This is a genomic window from Stenotrophomonas maltophilia, from assembly GCF_002799155.1.
Taxonomy (GTDB): Bacteria; Pseudomonadota; Gammaproteobacteria; order Xanthomonadales; family Xanthomonadaceae; genus Stenotrophomonas; species Stenotrophomonas maltophilia_R.
The window spans coordinates 3,462,362-3,480,781 of the sequence record NZ_NERD01000002.1 but is presented as its reverse complement, the minus strand read 5'-3'; the positions used below and the strand labels follow the sequence as shown (position 1 = coordinate 3,480,781).

The 18,420-nt window shown below is 67.8% G+C and carries 20 protein-coding genes; 11 read left to right on the top strand and 9 right to left on the bottom strand.

Annotation, left to right across the window (positions count from 1 at the left end; all coding sequences use genetic code 11):
* Nucleotides 1–8: 8 nt before the first annotated feature.
* The 4 genes from accB to B9Y82_RS16665 form a co-directional block, all read right to left on the bottom strand.
* A complete protein-coding gene (gene accB, locus B9Y82_RS16680) occupies nucleotides 9–488 on the bottom strand; it encodes an acetyl-CoA carboxylase biotin carboxyl carrier protein (protein WP_100474098.1) in 480 nt (159 codons plus the stop codon).
* 54 nt (nucleotides 489–542) lie between these two features.
* Nucleotides 543–965, bottom strand: a complete 423-nt coding sequence (locus B9Y82_RS16675; RefSeq protein ID WP_202908159.1) for a lysozyme inhibitor LprI family protein — start codon at nucleotides 963–965, stop codon at nucleotides 543–545.
* Nucleotides 965–1,414 (bottom strand): type II 3-dehydroquinate dehydratase, encoded by a 450-nt coding sequence (gene aroQ / locus B9Y82_RS16670; protein ID WP_100474096.1) that lies wholly within the window; start codon nucleotides 1,412–1,414, stop codon nucleotides 965–967. The genes B9Y82_RS16675 and aroQ overlap by 1 nt, the downstream gene beginning before the upstream one ends.
* A gap of 273 nt (nucleotides 1,415–1,687) precedes the next feature.
* On the bottom strand, nucleotides 1,688–2,416 hold the full coding sequence (locus B9Y82_RS16665; RefSeq protein WP_100474095.1) for a DOPA 4,5-dioxygenase family protein: 729 nt from the start codon (nucleotides 2,414–2,416) through the stop codon (nucleotides 1,688–1,690).
* A 166-nt stretch (nucleotides 2,417–2,582) separates the two neighbouring features.
* Here B9Y82_RS16665 and B9Y82_RS16660 point away from each other — a divergent pair, with 166 nt between their 5' ends.
* Complete coding sequence (locus B9Y82_RS16660) at nucleotides 2,583–3,410, top strand: isocitrate lyase/PEP mutase family protein (RefSeq protein WP_100474094.1); 828 nt, start codon at nucleotides 2,583–2,585, stop codon at nucleotides 3,408–3,410.
* Between the two features lie 76 nt (nucleotides 3,411–3,486).
* Here B9Y82_RS16660 and B9Y82_RS16655 read toward each other — a convergent pair whose 3' ends face one another.
* Entirely contained in the window at nucleotides 3,487–4,020 is a 534-nt protein-coding gene (locus B9Y82_RS16655; protein WP_100474093.1) for a hypothetical protein, read from the bottom strand.
* A gap of 126 nt (nucleotides 4,021–4,146) precedes the next feature.
* Between B9Y82_RS16655 and B9Y82_RS16650 the strand changes: the two genes are divergently transcribed.
* Together B9Y82_RS16650 and B9Y82_RS16645 are read left to right on the top strand one after the other, a co-directional pair.
* Nucleotides 4,147–4,743 (top strand): NAD(P)H-dependent oxidoreductase, encoded by a 597-nt coding sequence (locus tag B9Y82_RS16650; RefSeq protein ID WP_100474092.1) that lies wholly within the window; start codon nucleotides 4,147–4,149, stop codon nucleotides 4,741–4,743.
* A gap of 16 nt (nucleotides 4,744–4,759) precedes the next feature.
* Entirely contained in the window at nucleotides 4,760–5,353 is a 594-nt protein-coding gene (locus B9Y82_RS16645; RefSeq protein WP_100474091.1) for a TetR/AcrR family transcriptional regulator, read from the top strand.
* Between the two features lie 5 nt (nucleotides 5,354–5,358).
* Here the strand turns inward: B9Y82_RS16645 and B9Y82_RS16640 are convergent, their stop codons facing one another.
* Nucleotides 5,359–6,153 carry a D-alanyl-D-alanine carboxypeptidase family protein gene (locus tag B9Y82_RS16640; RefSeq protein ID WP_100474090.1) on the bottom strand — a complete coding sequence of 265 codons (795 nt, stop codon included), beginning with the start codon at nucleotides 6,151–6,153 and terminating at the stop codon, nucleotides 5,359–5,361.
* A 118-nt stretch (nucleotides 6,154–6,271) separates the two neighbouring features.
* Here B9Y82_RS16640 and B9Y82_RS16635 point away from each other — a divergent pair, with 118 nt between their 5' ends.
* Nucleotides 6,272–7,825, top strand: coding sequence for an alkaline phosphatase (locus tag B9Y82_RS16635; RefSeq protein ID WP_100475265.1), 1,554 nt, complete (start codon nucleotides 6,272–6,274; stop codon nucleotides 7,823–7,825).
* A gap of 42 nt (nucleotides 7,826–7,867) precedes the next feature.
* Entirely contained in the window at nucleotides 7,868–8,434 is a 567-nt protein-coding gene (locus B9Y82_RS16630; protein ID WP_100474089.1) for a GIY-YIG nuclease family protein, read from the top strand.
* A 7-nt stretch (nucleotides 8,435–8,441) separates the two neighbouring features.
* On the opposite strand, the gene B9Y82_RS20775 is transcribed toward B9Y82_RS16630, so the two are convergent.
* Nucleotides 8,442–8,585: a hypothetical protein gene (locus B9Y82_RS20775; protein ID WP_202908131.1), complete on the bottom strand. Its 144-nt coding sequence runs from the start codon at nucleotides 8,583–8,585 to the stop codon at nucleotides 8,442–8,444.
* A gap of 98 nt (nucleotides 8,586–8,683) precedes the next feature.
* On the opposite strand from B9Y82_RS20775, the gene B9Y82_RS16625 reads away from it, so the two are divergent.
* From B9Y82_RS16625 to B9Y82_RS16610, 4 genes are all read left to right on the top strand, one after another.
* Nucleotides 8,684–9,589 carry a LysR substrate-binding domain-containing protein gene (locus tag B9Y82_RS16625; protein ID WP_100474088.1) on the top strand — a complete coding sequence of 302 codons (906 nt, stop codon included), beginning with the start codon at nucleotides 8,684–8,686 and terminating at the stop codon, nucleotides 9,587–9,589.
* 89 nt (nucleotides 9,590–9,678) lie between these two features.
* On the top strand, nucleotides 9,679–10,368 hold the full coding sequence (locus B9Y82_RS16620; RefSeq protein WP_100474087.1) for an HAD family hydrolase: 690 nt from the start codon (nucleotides 9,679–9,681) through the stop codon (nucleotides 10,366–10,368).
* Entirely contained in the window at nucleotides 10,365–11,669 is a 1,305-nt protein-coding gene (locus tag B9Y82_RS16615) for a DUF5690 family protein (RefSeq protein ID WP_100474086.1), read from the top strand. Before B9Y82_RS16620 ends, B9Y82_RS16615 begins: the two co-directional genes overlap by 4 nt.
* Nucleotides 11,670–11,679: 10 nt before the next feature.
* On the top strand, nucleotides 11,680–12,834 hold the full coding sequence (locus tag B9Y82_RS16610; protein ID WP_238381625.1) for a TIGR03364 family FAD-dependent oxidoreductase: 1,155 nt from the start codon (nucleotides 11,680–11,682) through the stop codon (nucleotides 12,832–12,834).
* A gap of 39 nt (nucleotides 12,835–12,873) precedes the next feature.
* Here B9Y82_RS16610 and phnF read toward each other — a convergent pair whose 3' ends face one another.
* A complete protein-coding gene (gene phnF, locus B9Y82_RS16605) occupies nucleotides 12,874–13,620 on the bottom strand; it encodes a phosphonate metabolism transcriptional regulator PhnF (protein WP_157804651.1) in 747 nt (248 codons plus the stop codon).
* Between the two features lie 100 nt (nucleotides 13,621–13,720).
* Here phnF and B9Y82_RS16600 point away from each other — a divergent pair, with 100 nt between their 5' ends.
* Nucleotides 13,721–14,863, top strand: a complete 1,143-nt coding sequence (locus tag B9Y82_RS16600) for an alpha-D-ribose 1-methylphosphonate 5-triphosphate diphosphatase (RefSeq protein WP_100474085.1) — start codon at nucleotides 13,721–13,723, stop codon at nucleotides 14,861–14,863.
* 136 nt (nucleotides 14,864–14,999) lie between these two features.
* Nucleotides 15,000–17,612 carry a TonB-dependent receptor gene (locus B9Y82_RS16595; RefSeq protein WP_100474084.1) on the top strand — a complete coding sequence of 871 codons (2,613 nt, stop codon included), beginning with the start codon at nucleotides 15,000–15,002 and terminating at the stop codon, nucleotides 17,610–17,612.
* 54 nt (nucleotides 17,613–17,666) lie between these two features.
* Here B9Y82_RS16595 and B9Y82_RS16590 read toward each other — a convergent pair whose 3' ends face one another.
* Complete coding sequence (locus B9Y82_RS16590; protein ID WP_100475262.1) at nucleotides 17,667–18,383, bottom strand: ABC transporter substrate-binding protein; 717 nt, start codon at nucleotides 18,381–18,383, stop codon at nucleotides 17,667–17,669.
* Nucleotides 18,384–18,420 lie beyond the last annotated feature (37 nt).

The window sequence follows — 18,420 nt, the reverse complement described above, 5'->3', positions numbered from 1 at the left end:
CGTGCCCCTCAGCCGATCACGAACAGCGGCTGGTCGAATTCCACCGGCTGGCCGTTCTCGCCGAGGATGGCGACGATGGTGCCGGACGTGTCGGCCTCGATCGGGTTGAACATCTTCATCGCTTCGATGATGGCCAGGGTTTCGCCTTCCTTGACCTGCTGGCCAACGGTGACGAAGGCCGGCTTGTCCGGGGCGGACGAGGCGTAGAAGGTGCCGACCATCGGCGAGCGCAGCACGTGGCCTTCCGGCAGCGCCGGGCCCGGCTTGGCGGTGCCGCCGGTGGAGGCTTCGGTCGGCGACTGCATCGGCATCGCCTGCGGCGCCGGAGCGGCCGGAGCGGCGTACACCGGGGCTGCAATCGGGGCGGCATAGCCGGCCACCGGGGCGCGCGACAGGCGCACCGACTCTTCGCCTTCCTTGATTTCGATTTCAGCCAGGTTCGACTCTTCCAGCAGGTCGATCAGCTTCTTGATTTTGCGGAGATCCATGGTGGCCTCTTTGCTCGTGATGTCAGTGTGGTGGGGAGTGCGGTTGCACTCGGGTCAAAGCAGTTCGTAGAACTCGCGCAGCTGCCGCGTACGGTCGCGCGTCTGGGTGATCAGGCACTGCATCTTCGCAGGGTTGCGCGAGGTGCCGTCTGCATTGAAGGCGTAGACCGCCTCGCAGTCTGCATCGCGCAGGGTTATCCAGATGCGCTGGGCCTTCACCAGGTGCTGTTCGGCCGCCGCGCAGCGGCTGCAGCTGCCATCGGCGGCCTGTGCCTTCAGTTCGCCGCGCGCCTGGATGTAGACGGCGTTCAATGCGCTGTCGGCATCATCCAGGCGATCGGAATCGCACATGTCGCGCTCGTAGCCACCGGTGGCCTGCGCGCAGTCAATGCCTGCGGCCGCGCGCTCGGCGGCGACGCTGGCGCTGCACACGCCGGCCCACAGCACGATGCCGGCAACCACTCTTGGGAGCATCATCACGCGCGGGCCGCCTGCACGCGCAGCAGCGCCGCGTCCATCGCGTAGCGATAGCTGTCGGCACCGAAGCCACAGACCACGCCCACGGCCTTGTCACTGAAGTAGCTGTGCTGGCGGAACGGCTCGCGGGTGTGCGGGTTGGACAGGTGGATCTCGATGAACGGCACCGCCACCGCCGCCAGCGCATCGCGCAGGGCAACCGAGGTGTGGGTGAAGGCGGCGGGGTTGATCAGGATGAACGCGGTTCCGTCGTTGCGTGCGGCCTGCACGCGGTCCACCAGCACATGCTCGGCGTTGGACTGCAGGCTCTCCACGGTGTGCCCGGCAGCCGATGCCTGGGCGGCCAGGGCCTGGTCGATGTCGGCCAGCGTGGTGTGGCCGTAGACCTCCGGCTCGCGGGTGCCGAGCAGGTTGAGGTTGGGGCCGTGCAGGACCAGCAGCTTCGCCATGGGATCCGGAAGACGGGAAAGGGCGGCAGTCTGGCGGAACCGGCGGATACTGTCCAGTTCGGCGAAGTTTGCAGCGTTTCAATCGATTGTTTGAAATTCGCCGAAGCGCTTGTGGCCGTACGGCGGGCGCTGGATCAAGGCGCGCTGAATGGCGTGCTGGCCGGGGATGCAGGCACGTAGGCCGACGATGACGGCAAGGCCGGACGATGACGGATGCTGCAATGGCCCGTGACGCCGTAGATCCACGCCATGCGTGGATGGATGCTCGATTGCTCAGGTCTCCAGCGGCACCGTCGGCACCACGTTCGGGAACACCTCCTCCAGCGGTTCCCGTTCCCCGGGCTTCGGCGCTGGCCAGTTGTAGGCATTCACCGGCTGCGCGCGGTTCACCCATAACGCGTAATACAGATGGTCGGCACGGCCATCACCGGTGTTGGGGTGGATCAGGATGGTCAGGCCCAGGCTGTTGAGCTGCAGCCAGGGCACCAGCACCGGCAGCAGGTCGTTGGTGAAGCCGAAGTAGAACGACGGGGTGACGTGCGGGCCGCGCGGCTCAAGGTTCCAGTTGCCCAGTTCCACCGGGAAGCGCTCGGCCGCCCAGCGCCGCAGCAGCGCGGCCTTCTCGAAGCTGTCCTCATCGAAGTAGATATGCGCGTGATAGCTCTTGATGTCGGTGTAGGCGCGTGGCCGGGCGGGCAGGGTGGCCTCGCCAGGGCGCACGCTGGTCGGGCGCGGGGTGGGCTCGCTTGCCGTAGCCAGGCCCCAGGGGCTGCGGCCTTCGGGCGTCGGCGGGACGATGGCGCGGAAGCCGGGGCGTCCGGGCTCGGTAGTGTTCACCGCGCTGTCGCTGCGCGCGGCGGCGGTGGCGGTCGACGCGCTGGCCAGGCCGCCGGCAGCCAGTCCGGCTGATGCGATCAGGCGACGTCGTGCGGGCGAGAGCAGGTCGGCCCAGTGGGCGTCATCGTCGCCGGCGTCGACGGGGGGCTGCGGGTCCGGCTGCATGGAAGGCTCCGTGGTGGCACTGTGTGGGTAGGCAAGCACGCTCGGGCAGCGCGCACGGTGGTGTCCAATAAGCAGCCGGTATCACTTCATGCACGGCCGCCTTCATCGCCATTGAGCGCGGCCGGGCGGCGGGCTAGGGTGCAGGTCTGCCGCCCCGGAGCCCGCCATGACCTCGCCTGATGCCGACACCCAACGCAAGCGCGTGGCTTTCCGCCAACTGCATGCACACGGTTGTTTCGTGCTGCCCAATCCGTGGGACGTGGGCAGCGCCCGCTACCTGCAGCGCCAGGGCTTCCAGGCACTGGCCACCACCAGTGCCGGTTGCGCCTGGAGTGAAGGGCGGCCGGATGGGGCGGTTTCGCTGCAGGCCACGCTGGAACATCTGCGGCTGATGGCGGCAGCGACACCGCTGCCGTTGAACGCCGATTTCGGTGATGGCTTCGGCGCCACGCCTCAGGCCGTGGGGGAGGCGGTGGCGGCAGCGATCGGCACCGGCATCGCGGCGCTGTCGATCGAGGATGCCAGCGGCGTGGCCGATGCACCGCTGCGCCCGATCGACCAGGCGGTCGAGCGCCTGCGCGCTGCCCGTGCAGCCATCGATCGCGCGGGCGGCGACGTGCTGCTGGTCGGGCGAGCCGAGAATTTCTTCGTTGGCGTACCGGACCTGCAGGACACCCTGCGGCGCCTGCGTGCGTATGCCGAGGCCGGTGCCGATGTGCTGTACGCGCCGGGCATCAGCACGCGCGAGCAGATCAGTGCGGTGGTTGCCGCTGCGGGATCGAAGCCGGTGAACCTGCTGGTCGGTGGACCGACACCGCTGAGCCTGCAGGACATCGCTGCACTCGGCGTGCGCCGGGTCAGCCTGGGCGGTGCGCTGGCGCGCGCGGCATGGGGTGGGCTGATGCAGGCGACCCAGCCGATCGTGCAGGACGGCCGCTTCGATGGCCTGCAGCAGGCGGCTTCCGGGGCTGCGTTGAACGCGCTGTTTCGCTGACGGCAGCCTCGGCGCGGGCCCCAGGCCAGCAGACGGGCAGAAGCTCCACGCCATGCCTGGATGGATGTGCCTGCGATTACAGCGCTTCCATCCCACTCTTGGGCAGCGTCACGCCAGGCTCCAGAGCCGGCAGCAGTTGACGCAGCAGCGCGGGGTTGTCCAGCAGCGTGGAACCGTCAATGAAATTCCATTGGCTCGTGCCGACACGGCGTACAGCGACCATGAATGACGTGCTGCGCATCGGCGCCTCGCGCACGCGCAGCAGTGAATGGCGCAGTACGAAGCAGACGTCCTCGTCACCGGCCGCATAGGTGCGGCCCGGCACGCCCGCTTCGTCGCTGATGATGGTGACGCCGGCCTTGCGCAGCGCCTTCACCGTGTCGCGGGTCGCCCGCGCATAGGCCTCGTCGCCGCCGGCCAGCTGTTTCAGGCTGGGATGGGTGCGCGCGATGATCAGCTCGGTATCGCCCCGGGCGAAGGCGTCCATCATCGCCTGCACCTCCTTGCGCAATGCGACCGAGTCTTCCGGACTGAGTTCACCGGCCAGCGCTGGCGCAACGGCCATTGCCATCGGCAGGGCCAGCAGAAGGGCAAGCAGGTATCGGTGCATCGTCGGGTATCTCGGCGGCAACCGCCGCACTATACGGTGGATGCGGAAACAGCGTCCCACCCATGGTGCTGGTATCCCGGGCGTCGCTACTTACTATTGGTAGTTAGTGAATTCCGGACATCCCCCATGCACACCCTCATCGTTACCGCCCATCCTGAATCCGGCGCGTTGACCCAGGCCGTCGCCAGGCGTATCGGCGACGCGATCACCGCGTCGGATACCGCCAACAGCGTGACCCACGCCGATCTGATGGCCGAAGGCTTCGATCCACGCTTCACCCGACAGGACCAGGCGCTGTTCCGTGGCACCGGCGCAGCTCCCGCCGACGTCGCCGCCGAGCAGGCGCGGCTGGAGGCTGCCGACACGCTGGTACTGGTCTACCCGTTGTACTGGTGGTCGTTCCCTGCGCTGCTGAAGGGGTGGATCGATCGCGTGTTCACCCAGGGCTGGGCCTACCAGGACGGTGCCGATGGCAAGGTACGGAAAAAGCTGCAGTGGTTGCATGTGCACCTGGTCGGCATCGGCGGAGCCGGCGCGGACATGATCGAACGGCGCGGCTACGGTGCCGCGATGAAGGCCCAGATCGACATGGGCATCTTCGACTACTGCGGCGCGCGCGTGCTGTCATCCGATCTGCTGCTGGACGCCGATTCCGGTACGGCCGAAGCGCATCTGCAGACCGCGCTGGCGATCGGCCGTAAAATCGGTACTCCGATGCGCTGACCGCCGTGCCCTGCCGATGCCTGCCAATGCCGCACCCACGCGCCGCCGATTGACCCGCGAGCAACGCGCCCGCCAGTTGCTGGACGTGGCCTGGGCACTGGTGGGCGGCGAAGGCACCGACGCGTTGACGCTCGGGCGGCTGGCCGAGGCAGCCGGCGTGACCAAGCCGGTGGCCTACGACCATTTCGTCACCCGCAATGGGTTGCTGGCGGCGCTCTACGATGACTACGACGGCCGCCAGACGCGGGTCTTCAACGAGCGCATCGGCCGCGCCAGGGCGCAGCTGGCCGATCGCGCGGCGGCCATCGCCTCCGGATACATCGACTGCATCCTCAGCCAGGGCAGTGAAGTGCAGGGCATCCTTGCCGCACTGGTCGGCGCACCGGAACTGCACGAGGTGCGGCGGCGCTACCAGCAGGATTTCATCGACAACTGCGACACCTGGCTGGGCCCGTTCGCTGCCGATGGCACGGTGCCGCTGGCGGGACGCTGGGCGATTCTCGGTGCGGCCGAAGCCTTGTCCGAAGCCGTGGCTTCCGGCGCGCTGGACAAGGCCGCTGCCGAAGCCGAGCTGCAGCGCTTGATCGTAGCGACGGTCAAGCGGCGCTGAGCCGCTCAGGCGTTGGCGGTGTTGCCGGCCAGTGCCGCGAACCCGGCGGCCAGCCGTTCGCGCACCAGAGCGTCGCGCGCGTCGCGGCTTTCAGAACCCAGTACCACGGTGATCAGGCGGGCCGGTGGGTCGTGCCCGGGCACCGGCCGGCACGCGGTGGCGGCCAGGCAGAAGCCTGCGGCCTGGGTGTAGCCGGTCTTCAATCCATCCACGCCGTCTTCGCCAAGCAGTGCGTTCTGGTTGCTGCGGCTGAAGCTGCCATGCGCGAATGCGCGCTGCGCGGTGATGGCCAGTATCTGCGGATGGTCATTCAGCAGGCAGGCGGCCAGCACTGCCATGTCGCGCGCGCTGGACGCATGGTGCGGCGTGGTGATGCCGGAGACGCTGGCGAACCAGGTGTCGCGCAGGCCAAGCTGGCGTGCGTGCCGGTTCATGCGGTCAAGGAACGCAGGCTGTGATCCGTCCAGATGGCGCGCGATGGCCAGCGCCGCATCATTGCCGGAGACGATCATCAGCCCTTCCAGCAGGCGTGCCAGGCTGACCGATTCGCCGGGCACCAGGCCCATGCGCGTTTCATCGTCGGCCACCGCATGCACATCCTCGGCGGCGATGATGACCGCTTCGTCCCACGCCCTTCCGTTCTCTTCGACACATTCGTAAGCGGCGTAGGCCGTCATCAGCTTGGTCAGCGAGGCCGGTTGCCGCGCGACGTCCGCGTGGTGCTGGTGGATCACCGCGAAGGTTGCCGCATCGAGGGTGATCGAGGACAGCGGCGCGCGCGCAGGAGCAGGAGACGGCATGGAGAGGGCGATGGAGGAGGGCCTGCAGGATAGCCCGTGGCGGCTGCATCAAACTGCAATATTGAAACGATATAACGTATCGTCATTGTGGGCCGCCGATGGCCCGATGGGATATCCGATGACTGCACCTGTTCCTCGCCGCCGGCTTCATTCTTGGCTGCTGCTCGCGCTGGCCGCGCTTGGCGGCTGCCAGCCCAACCTGCGCGCCGAGGCCGTTTCCTCCGCCGAAGCCCGCCCGCACAACGTGATCGTGATGATCAATGACGGTGCCGGTTGGGGTACCTGGGACGCGGCCGCCTACTGGCAATACGGCAGCCGCGAAGGCGCACCCTATGCCGATTTCCCACAGCGCCTGGCGGTGACCACTTTCCCGCTGAACGCCAGCAGCCAGCCGACCCGCGATCACGCACAGGCCCTCGGCTACGACGCAGCCAGGGCGTGGGACGAAACCCCAGTGCCGGCGCAGGACCTGCCGTTCGCCGGCTACCAGTACCTGGCGGCGGTCGCGACCGACAGTGCGGCGGCGGGTACGGCGTTGTCCTCGGGGATCAAGACCTACAACAACGCCATCAATTACAACAACGATGGCAACGCGGTCGAGTTCAACACGCTGCGCGCCAAGCGCCTGGGCATGGCCACCGGCGTGGTGACCTCGGTACCGTTCGCGCACGCCACGCCGGCGGCGTTCGCGGCGCAGAACGCATCGCGCAACAACTATCACGCCATTGCGCACCAGATGCTGGCGCAGGGCCACATGGACCTGGTGATGGGCACCGGCGGCCCCGGCTACAGCGTCGATGGTCGCGCCTGCGACGAGGGTGCCGGTGCGACGAAGGCCGAGGGCTGCGCGAACCCGTGGGAATGGGTGTCGCAGCAGGATTGGCAGCAGCTGGAAGCGGGCAGCACCATTGCCGGCAACCCGGCGGGGCCGTGGCGCCTTATCCGCAGCAAGGAAGCGTTCGCTGCGCTGGCGCAGGGAACGCTGCCGGCCGACCGGCCGCTGATTGGCGTGCCGCGCGTGGCCAATACGCTGCAGCAGGCGCGCCAGCTGCAGGTGCTGGGCAAGGATGCGGCCACGCCTTCCGGCGTGAGGAAGATCGACAGCGTGCCCGATCTTGCGACCATGACGCGTGGCGCGCTGCAGTTCCTGCAGCAGCGTTCGGCCAAGGGCCTGTTCCTGATGGTGGAAGGCGGGGCCACCGACTGGGCCGCGCATACCAGCGCCTGCGGTACCGAATGGCACTACGGCCAATGCAGCGACCAGCCGCAATACGGCCGCCTGATCGAGGAAACCGTGGAGTTCAATGACGCAGTGGCGGCAGTGGTTGAATGGATCGAGCGCAACGGTGGTTGGGAGCGCAACCTGCTGATCGTCACCACCGACCACGACAACAGCATGCCGATGGGCCCGGATGCACAGAACGTTGCCTTCGAGCCGGTACGCAACAAGGGTCGTGGGCGCATGCCGGGGATGAGCTTCCGCCCCACCGGCAACCATTCCAATGCGCTGGTGCCGCTGTGGGCAAAGGGCGCTGGCGCGGAGCTGCTTGCAAAGCGCGTGCGGGGTGTCGATGCCGGTTACCGCCAGCATGTGCGCTGGAACGACGGCAGCTACATCGACAACACCGACGTGGCTGCGGCGGTGCAGGAGGCGCTGCAGCGTCCACGGTAACGCCCGGTTGCACCCGGGCTGTTGTCGAGGCAGCCTGCGCACATGCAATCGGATATCCGCATCGACGGTCGTGTCTTCGCCTACGTCTTCCCCTGTGCCTGGGAGGACTACGCCAAGATCGGCTTTTCACGTGATCCGCTCAGACGCATCGGCGCATTGCACCGGCGTTGGTTCGAGTTCTTCGACCTCGACGCCGGTGCACTGGTGGAAGCGGAAAGCGAGCGTGATGCGCGGGATCTTGAGCTGCAGCTGCGTTCGCCGTTCAAGGCGCACCGCGCACCGGCGCCGATGACGGTCCAGGACAAGGCTGGAGGTCGTACCGAATGGGTACGTGGTGCCAACCCGGCGTTGTCGCGTGCGATTGCCGCGTTGGGCGAACAAGGCTATCGCTGTTATCCACTGAAGGCGTGGCTGCGGGCGGCGATGCGCCTGCGCATGGACCGGTTGCACGACTGGGCCGCGGTGCAGCTTCCAGAAGAGGAAGGCCTGCGGATGCCCGGTGGCCCCGGCGAGGGCGCGCTGCGTGACACCCTCGACGGTTGCCGGGCATTGGATATCGATCCGATCCCGTGGCTGCCTGAACACGTCCAACGCTGGTATGCAGGTTGAGGAGCGTTCAACGGGTTCGCGGCGGCTGAACCGGCGCGGCCGGTTGCCGCGCGCACTGCGGGGCAGGTGCAGACGGGCTGGCCAGCTGCCGTGCCAGCTCGGCGTTGGCTACGTGGCCGTGCAGGAACAACAGGCTGCTGTAGATGTTCATGAGCGTGCCTCCACTTGAGTGGATTGCACGATACGGGCAGCATGGGTAGGCAAAAAGCGACATTTCCGCAAGCATGCCTTGAGAGGAATTCAAGCCTGATGTCCCGCCCTCCGCTCCATGCCCTGCAGGGCTTCGTGGCCGCCGCCCGGCTGGGCAACCTCTCGCGCGCCGCCGCGTCGATGAATGTGACCGTCAGCGCGCTCAGCCATCAGATGCGCCAGCTGGAAGAGCGGCTGGGACAGCCGCTGCTGGTCCGCCAGCCGCGTGGCGTCACCCTCACCCTGGAAGGGCAGCGCCTGCTCGACCAGGTCGGCCCGCATCTGGATGCGATCAACGAGGCCTTCCAGCCCTATGCCGCACGCGCCGAGCACGTGCTGACGATCAGCGCGGTGCCGTCGATGGCGTCGGCGTGGCTGGTGCCGCGGCTGGGTCACTTCGTGGCTGAGCACCCGCAGATCGAGATCAACCTGCAGTCGAGTGAACGCCTGGTTGATTTCGAGCGGCAGCGCCAGTTCGACGCCGCGCTGCGGCTGGGCAGCGGGCAGTGGCCGGGCCTGGTGGTGGAGCCGCTGTTCGACGAGTGGCTGCTGCCGATGGCCAGCCCGGCACTGATCGAACGCATGGGCGGCATCGACCGCGTGCCGCTGAACCAGTGGCCGCTGTTGGGTGATCCCGACGGCGCATGGGGTGCCTGGTTCGCGCTGAGCGGGCAGAACCCTCCGCCGCGCTTCGTGGCGGTGCTGGATGATTCGGAGGCACACCACCGCGCGGCGCTGGACGGCGTAGGCGTGGCGCTCGGACGGGTGACCCGGGCACGCCTGCTGCTGGAATCCGGCCAGCTGGTCGCGCTGTCCAGGCTGCGACTGAAGACGGCGTGGCCGCATTGGCTGGTGTACCCGCAGCGCTCGGCCAGCCATCGTGGCTTCCTCGCCTTCCGCGACTGGCTGCATGCGCAGGCCGCCGAGCACGTGCGGCACATGGCAGCGCAGGGGCCGCACGGCTAGACAGGTGCACCGGCCTGTCCGGGCGCTGTCATCAGCGTGTGGCCGGTCGCGGCGAAGCTGGGCACCTCCGCTCAACACCACCTGCCGCCATGCGCTACCGCCTCGTCGTCCTTGATATCGCCGGAACCACCGTTGCCGACCCGGGGCTGGTCGCCCGCGCCTTCGCCGAAGCGATGGCCGCCGCCGGCCACCCCATCGACGTGGAGGACGTTCGCCCGTTGATGGGCTACCCCAAGCCACAGGCCATTGCGCGGCTGCTGGGCACCGCGGTGGACGACCCGCGCGTGGCACCGATCCACGCCGACTTCGTGGCGCGCATGCTTGAGTGCTATCGCCATGCGCCGGGCATCGCACCGTTGCCGGGTGCCGAGGCCCTGTTCGAAACGCTGCGCGCGCACGGCATCCGCATCGGCCTGGACACCGGCTTCTCGCGCGACATCGCCGAGGTGATCATCGAGCGGCTCGGCTGGCAGGATCGCATCGATGCGCTGGTGGCCAGCGACGAGGTGCCGGCGGGTCGACCGGCACCCTACATGATCCAGGCACTGATGCAGCGCACCAGCGTCGACGATGCCGCGACGGTGGTGAAGGTGGGCGACACCGAGGTCGACATCAATGAAGGGCGCAATGCTGGTGTCGGCCTGAACGTGGCGGTCACCACTGGCGCGTTCACCCGTGCCGAACTGCTGCCGCATGGTCCGGACCACATCATCGACCACCTCGAGCGCCTGCCGGCGCTGCTCGGCCTGGCACGTTCCGGCACGGTCGCCGCTGCATGAGCCGGCCCTCGCTGCGGGCGCGGCTGCAGGGGCATCCGCTGGCGCTGACGGTGTTCGCCGGCAGTGCCGCACTGTCCACCTATGCGTGCATGTACGCCTTCCGCAAGCCATTCGCCGCCGCATCGTTCGATGGCCAGCACCTGTTCGGCGCCGACTACAAGGTGTGGCTGGTGGTGGCGCAGGTGCTGGGCTACATGTGCAGCAAGTTCATCGGCGTGCGGGTGATCGGCGAACTGCGCGCCGAGCGCCGCGCCAGCCTGCTGCTGGGCCTGATCGGCATCTCCTGGCTGGCCCTGCTTGGCTTCGCGCTGGTGCCGGCGCCCTGGAACATCCCGTTCCTGTTCCTCAACGGCTTGCCGCTGGGCATGGTCTGGGGCCTGGTGTTCAGCTACCTGGAAGGGCGGCGGACCACCGAAGCGATGGGTGCGATCCTCGCCTCCAGCTTCATCATGGCCTCCGGCGTGGTGAAGTCGGTCGGCAAGTGGCTGCTGCTGCAGGGCGTGAGCGAGTGCTGGATGCCGTTCCTGTGCGGGTTGCTGTTCCTGCCGCTGCTGCTGGTGTCGGTGCGCATGCTCGAACGCATTCCTGCTCCGGATGCCGCCGACCTGCGCGAGCGCTCGCCACGCCTGCCGATGGATCGCACGCAGCGCCGTGCCTTCGTGCGCCGCTTCCTGCCGGGGCTGGCACTGATGATCCTGTGCTATGTGTGCCTGACCGTGGTCCGCGACTTCCGCGACTTCCGCGACAGCTTCGAGGCCGAGCTGTTCCGCGAGCTGGGCTATGGTGGCAGCGCCGGCGTGTTCGCCGCCATCGAGACGCCGGTGGCGTTCGCGGTGCTGGCGCTGACCGCCGGCCTGACCTGGTTCCGCAACAACCTCAACGGCCTGATGGCGTTGCACGCGCTGATGGTCATCGGCCTGGCCACTGCAGGACTGAGCACGCTGGCGTTCCGCGAGGGCATGCTGCATCCGCTGGCGTGGCTGGGCCTGGTGGGCTTCGGCCTGTACCTGGCCTACGTGCCGTTCAACTGCGTGTTCTTCGAACGCCTGATCGCCACCTTCAAGGTCGCTGGCAACGTCGGCTTCGTGATGTACCTGGCCGATGCATTCGGCTACCTGGGCAGCGTGCTGGTCCTGCTCGGCCACGAATTGTCCGGCCTGCAGCTGTCGTGGGTGCGTTTCTTCTCCAGTGCGGTCATCCATCTGTCGCTGCTGGGCGGTGCCTGCCTGTTGTTGTCGCTGCTGTACTTCCACCACAAGGCGCTGCGCCTGGCCCGCATGCCGGCACTCGCCTCCGTCTGAGTCCATCCCCATGAAGAACACAACCGCCCTCGTGGTCGGTGCCGGCATCGTCGGCTTGGCCGTGGCCCGCGCGCTGGCCGTACGTGGCTGCAAGGTCACCGTGCTGGAACGCCATGAACGCGCTGTCGGCGCCTCCATCCGCAACTTCGGCATGGTCTGGCCGATCGGCGTGCCCAATGGCCCGTTGTATGAGCGCGCGCTGCGCTCGCGGCAGATCTGGCAGGAGCTGATCGACGTCGCCGGCCTCTGGCACGATCCCAGCGGCTCGCTGCATGTTGCCCATGCCGACGACGAATGGGCCGTGCTGCAGCAGTATGCGGCAGCCAATGCGCAGCTGCGCCCTTGCCGCCTGCTGGATCGGGATGCGGCACTGGTGAAGTCGCCGGCGCTGGTTGCGCGCGAACTGCGTGGCGCACTGTTCAATGCCGATGAGCTGGTGGTCGATCCGCGCCAGGCGATCCGCGCGCTGCCGGATGTGCTTCACCAGTGCCATGGAGTGCAGTTCCAGTGGCGCACGCCGGTGACGGCGGTGGAGAGCGGCCGGGTATGGTCCGGCAGCCGCCTGTTCGAGGCCGACCAGGTGTTCGTCTGCAGCGGCCCGGAGTTTGAACAACTGTATCCCGAGCTGTACGCGGCGGCCCCGCTGACACGCTGCAAGCTGCAGATGCTGCGGCTGGCGGCGCAACCCTCCGCGTTCCGCCTGGGTGCTGCGCTTTGTGGCGGCCTGTCGCTGGTGCACTATGCTGGCTTCCGCGAGGCCGCCGATGTCGCTCCGCTGCAGGCGCGCTACCAGGCCGAGCATGCCGACCTGATCGAGCTGGGCATCCACGTGATGGCCGCACAGAACGGCCTGGGTGAAATCACCATTGGTGATTCGCATGCCTATGCGCATACGCATGATCCGTTCGACGAGCACACCATCAACCAGAAGGTGCTCGATTACCTGTCCCGTTTCATGCAGGTTCCGGACGCGCGCATCGCGCAGACCTGGCACGGCATCTATCCCAAGCTGCTGGACGGCCGCAGCGAGTTCGTCGCCGAGCCGGCACCGGGCGTGACCATCGTCAACGCCATCGGCGGCGGTGGCCTGGGCATGACGCTCAGCTTCGGCCTGGCCGAGGAACTGGTGGACGGTCGCTACGCGGCATTGCGCCGCGTGGCGTGAAGCCTGCGCGCGGCGGGTGCAACGCCCGCCGCGCCTTCCCTAGAGGTCGCTGCTGACCATCAGCTGCACCCAGTCACCGGCGAAGCTGGTGATGCCGAACTGCACTGGCTGCCCCTGCGGATCGACGTTGAGCGAGTGCACGCACAGCACCGGCCGTCGCGTTGACTGCCCGAGCACGCGTGCGACCTCGGCATCGGGCAGGCGCGCCATCACCGTCGTATGCCGGCGCAGGTAGTCAGTGACCCCGAACGCGGCAAGCGTGCGGGTCACCGACGGCGTGCGTGCGAACACCTCGCCCAGCCCTGGGAAGCGGGTGGCCGGGAAATAGGCTTCGCTGTGGTCCACCGTGCGGCCTTCCACCTGGCTGGAGTACACCACCCGATGCACGCGTTCGCCGGCAATCAGGCCGAGCGCAGGGGCCACCTGGCGGCTCGGCACCTGCACGCGGGCATCGAGCAGGGTGTAGTGGCTTTCCACGTTCAGGTCATGCATGGCCCGGCCGAAGCGGGTACGCCGGCTGATCGGGTAGTGGTACGGATGCTCCTGCACGAAGCTTCCGCGGCCGGTTTCGGTGCGTACGTAGCCGCGCTCCTCCAGCGCCTCGATCGCGCGCCGCACGGTGTGGCGGTTGACCGCGAAGCGCTTGGCCAGCACCTGCGCCGAGGGCAGTGCATCGCCTTCCACCAGCTGGCGTTCGCGTATCTGCCGCAGCAGCGCCTGTTCGATCTGCTGCCACAGTGGCAGGACCGAATCGCGCGGCGTCGGGGCCGGGGCGGGCATGGTCATCAAACCTCCATCTGCGGCTGCTGGACTAGACAGGTGCACTGCACGTGCAGGCATATCAACGCGTTGCGGTTGCAACGGCATGACACGGACGGTGGAATCCATGGGCGAACGCATCCTCGACAATCTGAAGCTGGTGCTGGCCGACGAGGTCGTGCACGGCCATGTGGTGCTGGATGGGGCACGCATCCGCGCGGTGGGGCAGGGGCGGGTGGGGCTGCCGGGCGCCGAAGACTGTGGCGGCGACTGGCTGATGCCAGGGTTTGTCGAGCTGCATACCGACAATCTGGAAAAGCACCTGGTGCCGCGCCCCGGCGTGGCTTTCCCGGCGGCGGCGGCGGTGCAGGCGCACGATGCACAGCTGCTCGCCGCAGGCATCACCACGGCCTGCGATGCCTTGGCAGTGGGCGACGTGGAAGCCGACAGCGTGCGCGTGCGCAGCCTGCAGGCCGCCCATGCGGCGCTGGCCGAGGCGCGCCGTGCCGGCGGCCTGCGCAGCGACCATTACCTGCACCTGCGTGCCGAACTGCCGTATCCCGGGTTGCTGCCGCTGCTGGAGCCACTGCTGGATGATCCGGCGGTGCGCCTGCTGTCGCTGACCGACCACACACCGGGGCAGCGCCAGTTCCGAAACCTGCAGCGCTATGCGGCCTACTATGGTTTGCCGGCCGACACGAAGACCGGTTATCTGGAAGACCTGCTGCAGGCACGCCGTGCGCAGCAGGCGCGCTTTCGCCCTGCACACCTGCGACAGGTGTTGCAGTGGGCGCGCCGGCGCGGCCTGTGCCTGGCCAGCCACGACGACACGGTGGCTGCGGATGTGGATGAAGCCGTGGCCTGCGGTGCGCGCATCTGCGAGTTCCCGACCACGCTGGAGGCCGCAGCGGCCGCGCGCGCGGCCGGCCTGACGATCGTTGCCGGCGCACCCAACCTGGTGCTGGGCGGCTCGCATTCGGGCAACGTGGCGGCGCTGGAACTGGCCCGCGCCGGCTGCCTCGACGTGCTGTCCTCGGACTATGTGCCGGCCAGCCTGCTGCCGGCGCTGGGCGTACTGTGCGTGCAGCTGGGCTGGAGCCTGCCGCGTGCGGTGGGCACGGTCAGCCATGCACCGGCACAGGCGCTGGGCCTGCCGGATCGGGGCCGCATCGGCGAAGGCCTGCGCGCCGATCTGCTGCGGGTGCGTGGATCCATGCCGGACTACGTGGCCGATGTCTGGGTGGGCGGCCGCCGCCTGCTGGCCCAGTGACCACCCTCGCGATCACCTAGACAGCTGCCCCGACCTGCCTAGTGGATGCCGCCTGCGCTTCACCGCGCTGATTGAAAGTGGCCGCCATCGCCGCTCCCGCTGTAGCGGTCCACTTTCCCTTGCCACCGCCATCGCCATGTCCACTCTGCCTACGCGCCATCCGCTCACTTTGGGCCTGCTCGCCCTGCTGCATGCCCCGCTGGCCGTCCAGGCCGCGTCTCCGGCCGCGACCGATACCGCACCCGCCCCCTCTGCCGTTGATCTGGATACCGTCACCGTGGTCGGCAGCATCGTCAGCGGCGAGAAGCAGGCACTGGACGCCCAGCGCGAAGCCAGCAACCTGATGAACGTGGTCAGCGCCGATGGCATCGGCAAGCTGCCCGACCACAACGCCGCCGAAGCCGTGCAGCGCGTACCGGGCGTGTCGATCGAACGCGACCAGGGCGAAGGCCGCTTCGTCGCGGTGCGAGGCCTGCCCGCACAGTGGAACTCGACCACCCTCAACGGTGACCGTCTGCCGACGGCCGAAGAGGAAACCACCAGCCGCGCCACCGCGTTCGATTTCTTCCCGACCGAGCTGATCGAACGCATTGAAGTGAGCAAGACGCTGACGCCGGATCGCGAAGGCGACGCCATTGGTGGCCAGGTCAACTTCGTTACCCGCACCGCGCCTGCGCGCCGCACGTTTGCCGCCAGCGTGGCCGGCAACTACAACGACAAGGCCGTCGATACCGGCACCAGCGCCAATGTGCTGTATGGCGACCGCAGCGCCGATGGCCGCTTCGGCTTCCTGATCAACGGAACCTACTGGAAGCGCCCCTGGGCGACCGATAACTTCGAACCGCGGCGCAGTGCCGATGGCCTTGGCATCTACCGCCTGGAGCTGCGTGACTACACCGGTGAGCGCACCACCCGCGGCGTCAATGGCGGCATGGAGTTCCTGCCGGCGGACGGCCACCGGCTGTACGTGCGCGGCCAGTATGGTGAACTGAGCGATGACGAGACCCACTACAAGCACCGCTATCGTTTCGACAAGGATCGCGTCGAGCTGCAGAACATCCACAACGAGCTGATCACCGAGTTCAAGACCATCGAATTCGGTGGCCAGCACACCTTCGGCCGCGGCCAGGTGGACTGGAAGCTGGCCAGCGCCGAGAACGACTTCCGCTATGGCTGCATTCCCACCTGTGCCGACAACGCCTACTTCGTGGTCCAGTTCAACCAGGGCAAGGTCGGCTACCAGGGCCTGCAGGACCGCGGCGCAGGGCGCAACTCGTACAACGCCATCGATGGCGGCAACGTCGCCGCCGATACCCCGGAGACCCATCTGCCGCCTGGCTTCTCGATGGACCCGCGGAAGATGCCGCTGAGCGCGGTGGAGCTGTATCGGGTGGCGATCAATGAGAAGGACAAGGCCGTCGCGCAACTGGACTTTACCTTCGATGCCAGCGATACGCTGACCTGGAAGACCGGTGCCAAGTACCGCGACAAGCAGCGCCGCGCCCGTTTCTCCGACGAGTTCTATGCCTGGAACACTGCTACCGGCGGCCCGGTGCCGACCCTTGCCGACTTCCCGTTGATGGACCAGCCCGGCCGCAGCGGCTATGACACCGGCAATGGCCGCGACTACGCCGGTGACTTCTCGCAGGTGGTGCCGATGCAGGCCCTGGCCGAGTGGTACCGGCAGAACAGGCAGCATCTGGTGCTGGTACCGGCCGACTCGGCGCTGGTGGCCAATGGCGCGGCGCTGGGGCGCAACTTCGACGTGGCCGAGAAGCAGTACGCGGCCTATGCGATGGGAACCTGGACGCCGGACGAACGCTGGGACGTGGTCGGCGGTGTGCGCCTGGAGCGGACCGCCACCGACGTGCGCGGGCTGGTGCTGGAGCGCGATGCCGATGGCAGCAGCGCGCTGGTGCCCAACCTGGGCCGCAAGCGCTATACCTCGGTGCTGCCGCAGCTGAACATACGCTTCTCACCCCGCAGCGAGCTCAACCTGCGGCTGGGCCTGACCCGCAGTTTCGCCCGGCCGAACTTCGGTGACATCAACCCGGGTGGCTCGTTCATGGAGGCCGATGGCACCTTCACCTCCGGCAACGCCAACCTGGACCCGACCTATTCGGACAACCTGGACCTGATGGCCGAATGGTATGCCGGTCCGCTGGGCCTGCTGTCCGGCGGCGTGTTCTACAAGAACATCAGCAATCCGGTGTTCCAGAGCAGCAGCACCGGCAGCTTCAACGGCAACCCCAACGTCACCTTCTACCGGCCCGAGAACGGTGACGACGCCAAGCTGTGGGGGGCCGAGTTCGCCTTCGTGCGCCGCTTCGATTTCCTGCCCGGCCTGTGGAGCAACTTCGGCATCAACGCCAACCTGACCCTGATGGATTCGCGCATGCGCATTCCGGGTCGTAGCGGCAACGTGCCGATCACCGGCCAGGCCGACCGCCTGTACAACGTTACGGTGTACTACGACGACGGCGCGTTCGCAGCTCGTCTGGCCACCAACCACAAGGGTGCCTACATCGAAGCGCACGGCGACAGCAGCGCCACCGACGCCTGGTACGGCGCCAACACCTCGGTCGATTTCAGTGCGTCCTATACCTTCGATCGCTGGACGGTGTTCGCCGAGCTGAGCAATCTCACCAACGAGCCGTTGAAGTACTACCAGGGCAGCCCGCAGCGCCCGCTGCAGGTGGAGTACTACGGCCGCCGCGCGCAGATCGGCTTGAAGTACCTGTTCCAGTAAGCCGTACGCGCGCCCTGTAGCGTCGAGCCATGCTCGACTCCGTGTGCTCTACAGTCACCGAACCAGCGTGACTGCCTGCCCGGCGCGCGCGAACGCTTCCTCAAGCAACGGGCCGGCCTTGATCGCTTCCACCTCCTCGAACAACGCCCGCAATGCGTCGGCCGGGCGTGAGGCCGGCGCCGCCACTGCCTGCTGGATCGAGGTGAAACGGTCGGCCAGCACGCGGTGGCCGGGATGCGTCTGCGCCCATGCTTGCAGCGGTTGGCGTACACCGGCGGCGGCATCCAGATGCTGCTGATCGAACAACGTGATAGCGGCTGCCGATGTCTCTGCCCGCTCGATCGTGGCGTGGCGCAGTTCACGGCTGAGAAACAGGTCGTAGGCTGCACCACGGCCGACCGCGATGCGCAATCCATCGCGATCGAGGTCGGCCGCCTGCTGCGCGGGGCTGTCCTCGCGCACCAGATAGGTGCCTTCGATCTCCACGTACGGGGCACTGAAGGCAATGCGGTCGGCGCGCGCCGGATCGATGGCCAGGAAGGCCAAGTCCCAGGCGTCCTCGCCTGCTGCGGCGACCACCGAGGCCGCGGCGTCGTGGCAGGTGAAACGGGCCTGCACGCCCATCCGCTGCGCCAATGCGGTGGCCAGTTCCAGTGAGGGCCCGCGCGGTGAGCCTGCATCGCCCTGCGCCAGCACCGGGTTGCCAAGGTTGATCGCCACGCGCAGGAAGCCCTGCGGTGCCAGTGTGCTTTTGTGATCGGCCAGGGGCATGCTGGATTCCGCAGGAGAGGGGGCGTCCAGCATGCCA

Bases quoted from the DNA above. Each gene is read 5' to 3' on its own strand.
- accB (WP_100474098.1), bottom strand. From the start codon at position 488: ATGGATCTCCGCAAAATCAAGAAGCTGATCGACCTGCTGGAAGAGTCG.
- B9Y82_RS16675 (WP_202908159.1), bottom strand. From the start codon at position 965: ATGATGCTCCCAAGAGTGGTTGCCGGCATCGTGCTGTGGGCCGGCGTG.
- aroQ (WP_100474096.1), bottom strand. From the start codon at position 1,414: ATGGCGAAGCTGCTGGTCCTGCACGGCCCCAACCTCAACCTGCTCGGC.
- B9Y82_RS16665 (WP_100474095.1), bottom strand. From the start codon at position 2,416: ATGCAGCCGGACCCGCAGCCCCCCGTCGACGCCGGCGACGATGACGCC.
- B9Y82_RS16660 (WP_100474094.1), top strand. From the start codon at position 2,583: ATGACCTCGCCTGATGCCGACACCCAACGCAAGCGCGTGGCTTTCCGC.
- B9Y82_RS16655 (WP_100474093.1), bottom strand. From the start codon at position 4,020: ATGCACCGATACCTGCTTGCCCTTCTGCTGGCCCTGCCGATGGCAATG.
- B9Y82_RS16650 (WP_100474092.1), top strand. From the start codon at position 4,147: ATGCACACCCTCATCGTTACCGCCCATCCTGAATCCGGCGCGTTGACC.
- B9Y82_RS16645 (WP_100474091.1), top strand. From the start codon at position 4,760: ATGCCTGCCAATGCCGCACCCACGCGCCGCCGATTGACCCGCGAGCAA.
- B9Y82_RS16640 (WP_100474090.1), bottom strand. From the start codon at position 6,153: ATGCCGTCTCCTGCTCCTGCGCGCGCGCCGCTGTCCTCGATCACCCTC.
- B9Y82_RS16635 (WP_100475265.1), top strand. From the start codon at position 6,272: ATGACTGCACCTGTTCCTCGCCGCCGGCTTCATTCTTGGCTGCTGCTC.
- B9Y82_RS16630 (WP_100474089.1), top strand. From the start codon at position 7,868: ATGCAATCGGATATCCGCATCGACGGTCGTGTCTTCGCCTACGTCTTC.
- B9Y82_RS20775 (WP_202908131.1), bottom strand. From the start codon at position 8,585: ATGAACATCTACAGCAGCCTGTTGTTCCTGCACGGCCACGTAGCCAAC.
- B9Y82_RS16625 (WP_100474088.1), top strand. From the start codon at position 8,684: ATGTCCCGCCCTCCGCTCCATGCCCTGCAGGGCTTCGTGGCCGCCGCC.
- B9Y82_RS16620 (WP_100474087.1), top strand. From the start codon at position 9,679: ATGCGCTACCGCCTCGTCGTCCTTGATATCGCCGGAACCACCGTTGCC.
- B9Y82_RS16615 (WP_100474086.1), top strand. From the start codon at position 10,365: ATGAGCCGGCCCTCGCTGCGGGCGCGGCTGCAGGGGCATCCGCTGGCG.
- B9Y82_RS16610 (WP_238381625.1), top strand. From the start codon at position 11,680: ATGAAGAACACAACCGCCCTCGTGGTCGGTGCCGGCATCGTCGGCTTG.
- phnF (WP_157804651.1), bottom strand. From the start codon at position 13,620: ATGACCATGCCCGCCCCGGCCCCGACGCCGCGCGATTCGGTCCTGCCA.
- B9Y82_RS16600 (WP_100474085.1), top strand. From the start codon at position 13,721: ATGGGCGAACGCATCCTCGACAATCTGAAGCTGGTGCTGGCCGACGAG.
- B9Y82_RS16595 (WP_100474084.1), top strand. From the start codon at position 15,000: ATGTCCACTCTGCCTACGCGCCATCCGCTCACTTTGGGCCTGCTCGCC.
- B9Y82_RS16590 (WP_100475262.1), bottom strand. From the start codon at position 18,383: ATGCCCCTGGCCGATCACAAAAGCACACTGGCACCGCAGGGCTTCCTG.